The sequence below is a fragment of the Allofournierella massiliensis genome (assembly GCF_004345265.1).
GTDB classification, from domain to species: domain Bacteria; phylum Bacillota; class Clostridia; order Oscillospirales; family Ruminococcaceae; genus Allofournierella; species Allofournierella massiliensis.
In genome coordinates, this window is sequence record NZ_SLUM01000017.1 from 77,125 (window position 1) to 86,992 (window position 9,868).

Below are 9,868 nucleotides of genomic sequence, written 5' to 3' on the forward strand. Positions count from 1 at the left end.
CCAATCAGATGGCAGCGCGGCTGATCTCCAGGATCTTGTAGTCGATGGTGCCGCCGTTGGGCAGGGACACGGTCACGGTCTGGCCGGCCTTCTGGCCCAGCAGAGCAGCACCCACGGGGCTCTCGTCGCTGATTTTGCCGTTCAGGGGGTCCGCCTCGGTGGAGCCGGTGATATCGTACTCCTCCACTTCGCCGTCCTCGTCCTCGATCTTCACATGGGTGCCAACGGAAACGGTATCCAGATTCAGCTCATCGTTATCGATTACGCGGGCGTTCTTCAGCATGGCTTCCAGCTGGGCGATACGGCTCTCGATGAAAGCCTGCTCGTTCTTCGCCTCGTCGTACTCGCTGTTCTCAGACAGATCGCCGAAGCCGCGGGCCACCTTGATCTTCTCGGCAACGTCCTTGCGGCGAACGGTTTTCAGTTCCTCCAGCTCGTCCTCCAGGGCCTTCAGGCCGGCGACGGTCACAACAACTTCTTTTGCATTGCTCATGGTTCTGTTTACTCCTTAATTCTGTGGGAAGCCCGCGGCCGCCAATGCCCTGCCGGCCCTGTGGAACCGGTGGTGCACAAGGGGGGTATGCTTGGTCACAAATCACAATGGGCCACGGTTTGCTTCCATTTAATTTTGATAGTATAACGAGTTCTGGGGGATTTGTCAACCGAACCCCCTTTTTTTGGCTGAATCACCAAAAATACGTTCTTCTTTTTGGCAAACGGAACGGGGCCCGCGGAAAAGGGTCTGCCCTTTGTCCGCGGGTCCCGTATTCATTCAGATTCTATGCACTGTGCGGCGGAATTATTCCTCGTCGTCGGTATTGCCGCGCAGCTTTTTGGCCTCCTCGATGACCTTGCCTTCCAGGTTGGAGGGCAGGGGCTCATAGCGGGCAAACTCCAGTGTGAAGTGGCCGCGGCCCTGGGTCAGCTGGCGCATGAAGGTGGTGAAATCCTGCATTTCGGCCATGGGAACCTCGGCCTCCACAACCTGCAGGCCGTCCTCGTCCGGGTTCATGCCCAGAACACGACCGCGCCGTTTGGTCACGTCGCCCATCACGTCGCCGGTGTTGTCGGCGGGAACATGGGCCTTCAGGGTGCCCACCGGCTCCAGAATCATGGGGCCTGCCTCGGGCAGAGCGGCCTTATAGGCCAGCTTGGCGGCCATGATGAAGGCCATTTCGCTGGAATCTACGGGGTGGTAGCTGCCGTCCAGCAGGGTGGCCTTCAGGCCAACCACCGGGTAGCCTGCCAGCACACCGTGCTCGGCCGCCTGGCGCAGACCCTTTTCCACTGCGGGGAAGTAGTTCTTGGGCACGCTGCCGCCGAATACCTTCTCCTCGAATACCAGCTCTTCGCTGTCGCAGGGCTCGAACTCGATCCACACGTCACCGAACTGGCCGTGGCCGCCGGTCTGCTTCTTGTGGCGGCCCTGCGCCTTGCACTTCTTGCGAACGGATTCCCGGTAAGCCACTCTGGGCACGGTCAGATCCACATCCACGCCGAACTTCGCCTTCAGCTTGGCAACCACCACATCCAGATGCTGCTCGCCCAGGCCGCTGATGATCTGCTGGCCGGTCTCGGTATCCATGCGGTAGGTCAGGGTGGGATCCTCTTCCATCAGGCGGGCCAGCGCGCTGCCGATCTTGCCCTCGTCGCCCTTCTTGGCCACACGGATGGCCATGGACAATGTGGGCGTGGGGAATGCGGGAGCAGGCAGCTTGACCACACGGCCGGCCTCACACAGGGTATCGCCGGTCTGGGCGGCGGGCAGCTTGGTCACTGCGCCGATGTCGCCCGCGCCGATGGCGGTGGTGTCGGTCTGCTTTTTGCCCTTGACGTAGAGCAGCTTGCCCATGCGCTCGGCCTCGCCGGTACGGGCATTTACCAGAGCACTGTCGCTCTTCAGGGTGCCGCTGGCCACCTTCACATAGGACAGCTTGCCCACGAAGGGATCGGCCACGGTCTTGAATACATAGGCAGCCAGAGGACCGGCGGGATCACAGGTGACCTCCACAGGCTCACCGGCGGCATCCTCAGCCAGAACAGCGGGTACATCCGCCGGGCTGGGCAGCAGGACCTTCAGGTTGTACAGCAGCATGTCCAGGCCCTGCTGGTTCACGGCGCTGCCGCAGAACACGGGGGTGATGGCGCCGCTGCGGCAGCCCTTGGCCAGGCCGTTCACGATCTCCTCGGTGGTGAAGGGCTCGCCGGAGAAGAACTTCTCCATCAGTTCGTCGTCGGTCTCGGCCACGGCCTCGCTCATGGCGGCGACCAGGCCCTCCAGACGGTGGCCCATCTCGGGCAGCTCCACCTGCACCTGCTTGCCGCTCTCATACTTGAAGGCCTTCTGGCTGAACAGGTTCACATACAGGATGGTGCCGTCGTCCTGCCGCACGGGCACAACGCAGGGGCAGATGCTGGGGCCGAACTTGGTTTTCAGGTTTTCCAGAATCTTGTAGTAGTTGGCGTTTTCCAGATCGGTCTTGTTCACGAAGATGATCTTGCTCTTGCCGTTTTTCTCGGCCAGATGGAACGCCTTTTCCGCGCCAACGGTCACACCCGAACGGGCCGACACGGTGATCAGCACACTCTCTGCTGCATGGATGCCCTCGTACATGCCCAGCTCAAAATCAAACAGGCCGGGGGCGTCGATGAAATTCAGCTTCACACCGTCGTACTCCACGGGGGCCACAGCAGCCGCCAGGCTGGCGTGACGCTTCTGCTCCTCGGGATCAAAGTCGCACACGGTGTTGCCGTCCTGTACGGTGCCGGCACGCTGCATTTCAGGGTCGGTGCTGAACAGCAGTGCTTCGATCAGGGTGGTCTTGCCGCAGCCGGCATGGCCGGCTACCAGGATGTTTCGGATGTCTTTGTTGGCGTAATTCATAAGTTAATACCCTCTCTTCTGCCGCCTGTTTTGCCACGAGAAATTGCAGCGGCAGCAATCTATACAAAAATCTTATCACAAACAAAGAATTTTTTAAAGATAATGTTCTAGAAAAAGACTGGTTTCCCTGCACAAAATCCACTCACCGCTTTGTGCAGATTGCCTATTGACGAAAAGAAGGTTCCTGTTTTACCGCCAGAACGCACAAAAGGCGCGCCCGAAACGGGCACGCCTTTTGGATAGTTTTAAAACATGTTCTATTACTCGTATCGCTTGAGCATGGGAATCATGAGGGTAAGCACCGCCCACGCCGCCTGATAGAGCACCAGCGCAGGCAGAGCCAGCGCCGCCATGCCGCCGGTAAAGGCCAGCAGCACCGCCAGCACAACGCTCACCAGAATGCCCGCCGCCTGCACCAGCGAGGAGGTGCGCTCAGCCGAAGCCGCGCCCGCCGCCGCCAGCAGACCGCCCACGAAGGAGGCAAAGCTGCCGATGTGGGCCATGCAGCCGGGGCTGTACTGCTGATATTCGGTGACCGGGGCAAGGGCGTGGCGCTCGGCGCCGCTGAGCACCTTCACGCTGCCCTCCTCCAGACCGTAGATCTGGCTGATCAGGCTGGTGGTCAGCGAGAAATCGTCGCTTTTCACCAGCACCGACACACCCTGACGGTTCAGGGATTCCAGCACATGCGCTGCCTGTTCGTCCGCCTTGTAGCTGACCAGGAACATACCGAACAGCCGACCGCTCACCGCCAGATAGATGGGCTGCTTTTTTCCCTTGGTATAGCGGTTTTCGTAGTCCAGCGAGGGGATCTCCACCCCCTGCTTTTCCATCATGGCCCGGTTGCCGATGATCACCCGCTTGTCCTTCACCCAGGCGGTGAACCCGAAGCCGGGGTCATTTTCCAGGCTTTCCACCGGGAACAGAATGTTTGTCTTGCCCTGAATGATGTTCATGAACACATCCCGCAGGGTATCGCAGCCGGCGATGAGCACCGACGCGGCATACAGGATGGCCAGATCGATGCGCTCCTTTTCAAAGGTCTTGATGCCGTGCAGCCGTACGCTCTTGGCGGGGAACAGATCCTTCGCCCCCACCACGATCATGTTGGCGCCGCTCAGCTCCTCGATGGAGCTCCAGCCGGGCACCACGGCGCCCACCCGGGCGGCGCTCTTCTGCATCAGCATGCCGGGCACCGCTGCCAGCAGGGTGGCACTGGCCGGGCCGCCCAGGCACAGGGTGCCCGCAAAGGCGGTAAAGGCCATGGCCAGCCCCTGTTTGGAGAACAGGGCAATCAGGGCGGTGAACAGTGCCGCGCCTGCCAGCACCCAGCTCATGCGCTGGAGCGTCCGGTCGCTGGCACGCACCGAGAAGCTGCGGCGCAAAAAGCCCTCCACCAGAGTGGTAGGCCGGCTTGCCACCAGGCAGGGCTCCGGCTCGCCCAGACCTTCGGCCAGACGGGTGCAGAGCTCCTCGTCCTCCAGCCGGAAGGCAGCCACATGCTCACTGCCGGTGCTGACCAGCGCAAAGTTCCGGCTGATCACGCCGCTCATCAGATACTTGCCCAGCGCGCCGAAGCAGAGCAGCAGCGCCGCCGGGGCGGCAAACAGGGTAATTTTATCGGCCTCGAATGCCTCTGCATTCATCATCAGCACCAGCAGCTGGGCCAGTGCACCCACACCGGCCAAGGCCAGCACGCTGTCCGGCGTGGGTGCTCCCCACAGACCGCGAATGCCGTTCCAGAACACCCGCCAGTTCACGGCGCAGGCAACCACCAGCAGAACCAGATTTACCGCCAGATAGGCCAGAGGCGCCACCGCCGGGTCCACAGCCGCAATGGCGGGCAGCGGGCTGTCACCCACCGCAAGGCCCAGATACAGCAGCACCAGACCCGCCACGGCCGAAACGCCGGTGCGGATGGCGGTGGTCAGGCGCAGCCGGTCCAGATCCTGCTGAACCAGCGGTGCGTCCGCCGGGTTTTCGTAATCCTCCACATATTCCGGAGCCGGTTCTTCCTCAAAGGGCGCACCGGGAGCTTCGTCTCCCAGCAGGCGGGGTGCGCCGCCCGCTTCGTCCTTTTCGATCACCCGGGTGGCATCCGGGCCGGGCTCGTCGCCCCAGTCCACATCCAGCTGCACCGAACCGGTGGGATGCTCCTCCAGCTCCAGCTCCTCGGGCCGCAGCACCACGGTGCGCTGGGTGGCCCCCTCGTCCCGCTGCTCCGGTGCGGCGGCAGCCTTTCGGCCGGCAGGCTCCGGCGCGGTTTTTGTGGGTGCGTCGTCCACCGCAGGGCCTGCTGCCGGCTGTTTTACCGCCTGTTTTACCGGCTCGTTTTCCACGGTGGGGCTTTCACTCAGCGGCAGCTCCACCGCGGGGGCTTCGTTCCCTTCCAGCTCCACCGTGCCCACCGGCTGCTGCCGGGTGGGTGCCGCGGGCTCTTCCTCCACCGCGGGGGCTTCGTTCACTTCCAGCTTCACCGCTCCCTCCGGCTGCTGCCGGACGGGTGCCGCGGGCTTTTTCTCCGCCGCGGGGGTTTCGTTCACTTCCAGCTTCACCGTACCCACCGGCTGCTGCCGGACGGGTACCGCGGGCTGAGACATCGGGCGGGTAGGCGCCCGATCCACCGTGGGGGCGCTCCGGTGTGAAGCAGCATCCAGAGCCGGAAGCTCCACGGTGCCGGAAGCTTCTTCCTCCGGAGGCTGAACGGGGCGCTGGCGGTGGAACAGCCGGGCCGCTCCACGGGCAGGTGCGGGCGCTTCGTCCGGCTCCTGCTCCGGCTCCTCGTCCTCCTGCACCTCTTCTTCCTCGTCCGCCTCGTCGGAGTTCCATTTATGCCAGAAACCGAACCGGCGGCGGGGCTTCGCTTCTTCCCGCTCCGGCTCTTCTTCCTCTTCGTCCTCTTCCGCATCCAGTGCGGTGGCGTAGTCCTCCTGGCTCTCCTCGTCCTCCTGGGTCTGCGCGTTCTTTTTGCGCCCCACAAAACGGGCAAAAAAGCCGGGATGCTGTTCCTGCTCCAGATCCGGAATCACCGCCACGCTCTCGCTGAAGAACTTCTGGAAATCACTGTCCATCTGAATCGTATCGGACAGGCGCGGAGCCACCGGCTCCTCCTGTTGGGGCGGGGGCGCTGCTTTGGCGGCCGCCTGTCTGGCCGGCCGGTTTGCGGCCGGAGTGCGCTGCTTTGTCTCGCGCTTTTTCCGGGACGCCGGTTCCGGTTCCGGCTCCGGCTCCTGCCAGAAGCTCTGGGTGGTTCTGGGAGTATGCACGGCCGGCTGCTGTGCCGGCTGCGCCTTCTCCTGCTCCAGGCCCAGATCCGCCAGAATATCATCCACGGAGCCGGGTGCAGCGGGGGTGTTCTGCCCCTGCTTCAGTGCCTCCAGAATATCATCCACCGAGCTGGAATTTCTCTGATCCGCCATGCTCTTTGTTCCTCCGTATGCTAGTTGCTGGCCGGGCTCACTGTTCAGCCCTGGCCGCGCTGGCGGGCAATCTCATACAGGATGATTCCCGCCGCCACGCTCACGTTGAAGCTGTCCACACCGGTACCGCGGGCAGCCATGGAAAGGCTCACCACACCGTCGCACAGCTTCTTCACCAGCGGGCTCACGCCCCGGCCCTCGCTGCCCATCACCAGCGCCACCGGGCCGGACAGGTCATTTTTGTGCAGGGGTGCGCCGTCCATATCCGCGCAGTAAACGAAAACCCCCTGCTCCTTCAGCCGGCGAATGCTCTCGCCGATGTTGGCCACCCGAGCCACCGGCAACCGGGCCGCCGCACCGGCGCTGCTCTTCAGCACGGTGGGGGTAATGGCCGCGCCGCCCCGCTTGGGGATTACCACGCCGTGGGCCCCGCACAGCAGCGCCGAACGGATGATCGCACCCAGATTATGGGGATCCTCCACACCGTCGCACAGCACCAGGAAGGGAGGCTCGTTCTTTTCCTTCGCCAGCTCCAGCAGCTGCTCCAGGCTGGCATATTCCACCGCGCTGGCAAAGGCGGCCACACCCTGGTGGCTGTCGGTACCGCAGGTCAGGCGCAGCTTGTTGGCATGCACCCGCTTGGCCACAGCTCCCGCCTCTTTTGCAAGGGCGGTGTAGTAGGCGGCCACCGCCTCGGGCAGCGTGTCAGCCAGCAGCACTGTATCCACACCCGCGCCGCTTTTCAGCAGCTCGGTCACCGGGTTTTTGCCGTAAACCAGGCTGCTGGAGGGCTCCTCCGTCTCCGGGCCGCGGGCAGCACGCCGCTCGCCTTCGGGGCGGGCAGAACCGGGCCGCCGGGCGGGGCGCTGGGCGTTGGGGCTGAACTTTTTATCAAACTTCTGAGGCATGGGCCGTCTCCTTTTTTCGAACCCCCGTTCGGGGGAGCTGTTTTCGCTGTATTCTGCGGTTTTTCCCGCATGTAAATTAAAGTATAACACCATACGCCGCGTTTTGCCACTGTTTGAAGCCAAGTTTTTGCCGCCGGACCAGCTGCCCACCGCTGGAGTTTTGGCAGACGGGGACTTTTCCAAACGCACAAAACGATGTAAAATGCAAGAGGAATTTTTTCTCCTGCCGCCGGCAGCCGGTTATACCAGTTGTAAACCGAAAAGAGATTTCCACATGTTGAAAACCCTGTTGAAAGTGTTGACAAGTGGCTGTTTTGAGCCATTTTCTCACAATTCCCAACGGGTTTTCAACATCACAGTGGAAAGTTTTCTTCTTAACAGGCTGTTGAACATGAAATTTGTCCTTCTCTTTTTCGACAAAACCCGGTGGATGCAGGCGGATTTTTTCTCTTTTTTTACCAGAATGCGGCCGAAAGCCGCAGAATTTTTACCCACGGGGAGGAAACGCTTTGATCGTTGTGGAAAACTGCGGCGGCATGGATCTGGCCGCCACCCTGGACTGCGGCCAGGCCTTCCGATGGCAGGCCGGTCCGCACGGCTGGCAGGGCATTGTGGAAAACCGGTCCGTCACCGCCCGGATGGAGGGCGACACCCTGATTCTGGAGGGCGCGTCGGAGACCGACCGGGACTTCTGGGTGCACTATTTTGCGCTGGACATGGACTACCCCGCCCTGCTGGCAAAATTCTCCTCCGGCAACAAACGGCTGGCGGAATACGTGCGCCATAAGCCGGGCATCCGGGTGCTGCGCCAGCCCTTTTTTGAAACGCTGTGCACCTTCATCATCAGCCAGAACAACAACATTCCCCGCATCAGGGCCATTGTGGAGCGGCTGTGCACCGGGCTGGGCCAGCCGCTGGAGGGCGGCGGGTTCGGCTTTCCCTCTGCGCAGACGCTGGCGGCGCTGGAGCCGGAGGACCTGGCCTTTCTGCGGGCGGGCTGGCGGGCGGAATATCTGATCGACGCCGCCCGCCGGGTGGCCTGCGGCCAGATCGACGAGAACGCCCTGCGCGCCATGCCCATGGAAAATGCCCGGGCCGTTTTGATGACCATCAGGGGGGTGGGGCCAAAGGTGGCGGACTGCGTGCTTTTGTACAGCCTTTCCTTCTGGAAGGCGGTGCCCATGGATGTGTGGATGAAAAAAGCCATGTGCCAGCTGTTTCCCCGGGGGGTGCCGGTGTGCTGCCGCAGCCATGCGGGCATTGCCCAGCAGTTCATCTTCGATTACGCACGCCACCATCTGCCCAGTGGTCAAAATCAAAAATCCGCACGAAAAATGCAGGTCAAAGAAGCAAGCGGGAATTGATTTTGCCGCCAAGTTGGGTTATACTGTTGGCAGGATAAAAACTTAACATCATGTTTTTATTCCCCCGCGCCCTTCTGAGCGCGGTTTTTCAAGAGAGAAAATGGAGGTATCATCATCATGCTGGTAAGCGCAACCGAAATGCTCAACAAAGCCCGCGACGGCCACTATGCCGTTGGCCAGTTCAACATCAACAACCTGGAGTGGACCAAGGCCATCCTGCTCACTGCGCAGGAGCTGAACAGCCCCGTTATTCTGGGTGTATCTGAGGGCGCCGGCAAGTACATGACCGGTTACAAGACCGTGGCCGCCATGGTTAAGGCCATGATCGAGACCCTGAACATCACCGTTCCCGTTGCTCTGCATCTGGACCACGGCAGCTACGAGGGCGCCAAGGCCTGCATCGAGGCTGGCTTCTCCAGCATCATGTTCGACGGCAGCCACTACGCCATCGACGAGAACGTTGCCAAGACCACCGAGCTGGTTGAGCTGGCTCACTCCAAGGGCCTGTCCATCGAGGCTGAGGTTGGTTCCATCGGCGGCGAAGAGGACGGCGTGATCGGCGCCGGCGAGATCGCTGATCCCGCTGAGTGCAAGAAGATCGCTGATCTGGGCGTTGACTTCCTGGCTGCCGGCATCGGCAACATCCACGGCAAGTACCCCGCCAACTGGAAGGGCCTGGATTTCGAGGCTCTGGAGAAGATCCACGAGGCCACCAACGGCATTCCTCTGGTTCTGCATGGCGGCACCGGCATCCCCGCCGACATGATCAAGAAGGCCATCAGCCTGGGTGTTTCCAAGATCAACGTGAACACCGAGTGCCAGCTGTCCTTCGCCGATGCTACCCGTAAGTACATCGAGGCCGGCAAGGATCTGGAAGGCAAGGGCTTCGACCCCCGCAAGCTGCTGGCCCCCGGCTTCGAGGCCATCAAGGCCACCGTTAAGGAAAAGATGGAGCTGTTCGGCAGTGTAAACAAGGCCTGAGCCTGACCTCTTTTCTGCTTTTCATTTGCAAAAAAACTCCCCGCACGGTAACCCGTGCGGGGAGTTTCAGCTTGTAGAAAAACCTGCTGTGACAATCAAGCCAGAGCAGGTTTTTTGCATGAAAAGTAAAAGAACAGAGAAAAAGGAAGAAGATTTCCTCTCCATCTTGTTGGTTTGCGGACATCCGACCCTGGATGGGTGGCGTTCCATTTCCAGATGGCCAGCTTTTTCAGATTCATGGCAGCAAATTTAAGCTTCACCCAGTTTGTTACCTGAGCCAAGCCTCTGTACTGTGTGTAACGCATCCCGTGC

6 protein-coding genes and 1 pseudogene are annotated in these 9,868 nt (G+C 61.3%); 2 read left to right on the plus strand and 5 right to left on the minus strand.

Going from position 1 to position 9,868, the window contains the following annotated elements; all coding sequences use genetic code 11:
• Window positions 1-4: 4 nt before the first annotated feature.
• From greA to rlmB, 4 genes are all read right to left on the minus strand, one after another.
• On the minus strand, window positions 5-493 hold the full coding sequence (gene greA / locus EDD77_RS10955) for a transcription elongation factor GreA (protein WP_058963809.1): 489 nt from the start codon (window positions 491-493) through the stop codon (window positions 5-7).
• 306 nt (window positions 494-799) lie between these two features.
• Window positions 800-2,884, minus strand: a complete 2,085-nt coding sequence (gene fusA / locus EDD77_RS10960) for an elongation factor G (RefSeq protein WP_058963810.1) — start codon at window positions 2,882-2,884, stop codon at window positions 800-802.
• A gap of 260 nt (window positions 2,885-3,144) precedes the next feature.
• Window positions 3,145-6,303 (minus strand): hypothetical protein, encoded by a 3,159-nt coding sequence (locus tag EDD77_RS10965; RefSeq protein WP_058963811.1) that lies wholly within the window; start codon window positions 6,301-6,303, stop codon window positions 3,145-3,147.
• Between the two features lie 44 nt (window positions 6,304-6,347).
• The gene (gene rlmB / locus EDD77_RS10970) at window positions 6,348-7,211 is read right to left on the minus strand and encodes a 23S rRNA (guanosine(2251)-2'-O)-methyltransferase RlmB (RefSeq protein WP_082669550.1); all 864 of its coding nucleotides are present in this window, start codon (window positions 7,209-7,211) and stop codon (window positions 6,348-6,350) included.
• Between the two features lie 518 nt (window positions 7,212-7,729).
• On the opposite strand from rlmB, the gene EDD77_RS10975 reads away from it, so the two are divergent.
• Window positions 7,730-8,575 (plus strand): DNA-3-methyladenine glycosylase family protein, encoded by an 846-nt coding sequence (locus EDD77_RS10975; protein ID WP_242868343.1) that lies wholly within the window; start codon window positions 7,730-7,732, stop codon window positions 8,573-8,575.
• A gap of 117 nt (window positions 8,576-8,692) precedes the next feature.
• Entirely contained in the window at window positions 8,693-9,556 is an 864-nt protein-coding gene (gene fba, locus EDD77_RS10980) for a class II fructose-1,6-bisphosphate aldolase (protein WP_058963812.1), read from the plus strand.
• Window positions 9,557-9,651: 95 nt separating this feature from the next.
• On the opposite strand, the pseudogene EDD77_RS18515 reads toward fba, so the two are convergent.
• Window positions 9,652-9,868 (minus strand): annotated as a pseudogene (locus EDD77_RS18515) (hypothetical protein); the annotation flags it as partial.

Coding starts and splice junctions, on each gene's coding strand:
- greA (WP_058963809.1), bottom strand. CDS start 493: ATGAGCAATGCAAAAGAAGTTGTTGTGACCGTCGCCGGCCTGAAGGCC.
- fusA (WP_058963810.1), bottom strand. CDS start 2,884: ATGAATTACGCCAACAAAGACATCCGAAACATCCTGGTAGCCGGCCAT.
- EDD77_RS10965 (WP_058963811.1), bottom strand. CDS start 6,303: ATGGCGGATCAGAGAAATTCCAGCTCGGTGGATGATATTCTGGAGGCA.
- rlmB (WP_082669550.1), bottom strand. CDS start 7,211: ATGCCTCAGAAGTTTGATAAAAAGTTCAGCCCCAACGCCCAGCGCCCC.
- fba (WP_058963812.1), top strand. CDS start 8,693: ATGCTGGTAAGCGCAACCGAAATGCTCAACAAAGCCCGCGACGGCCAC.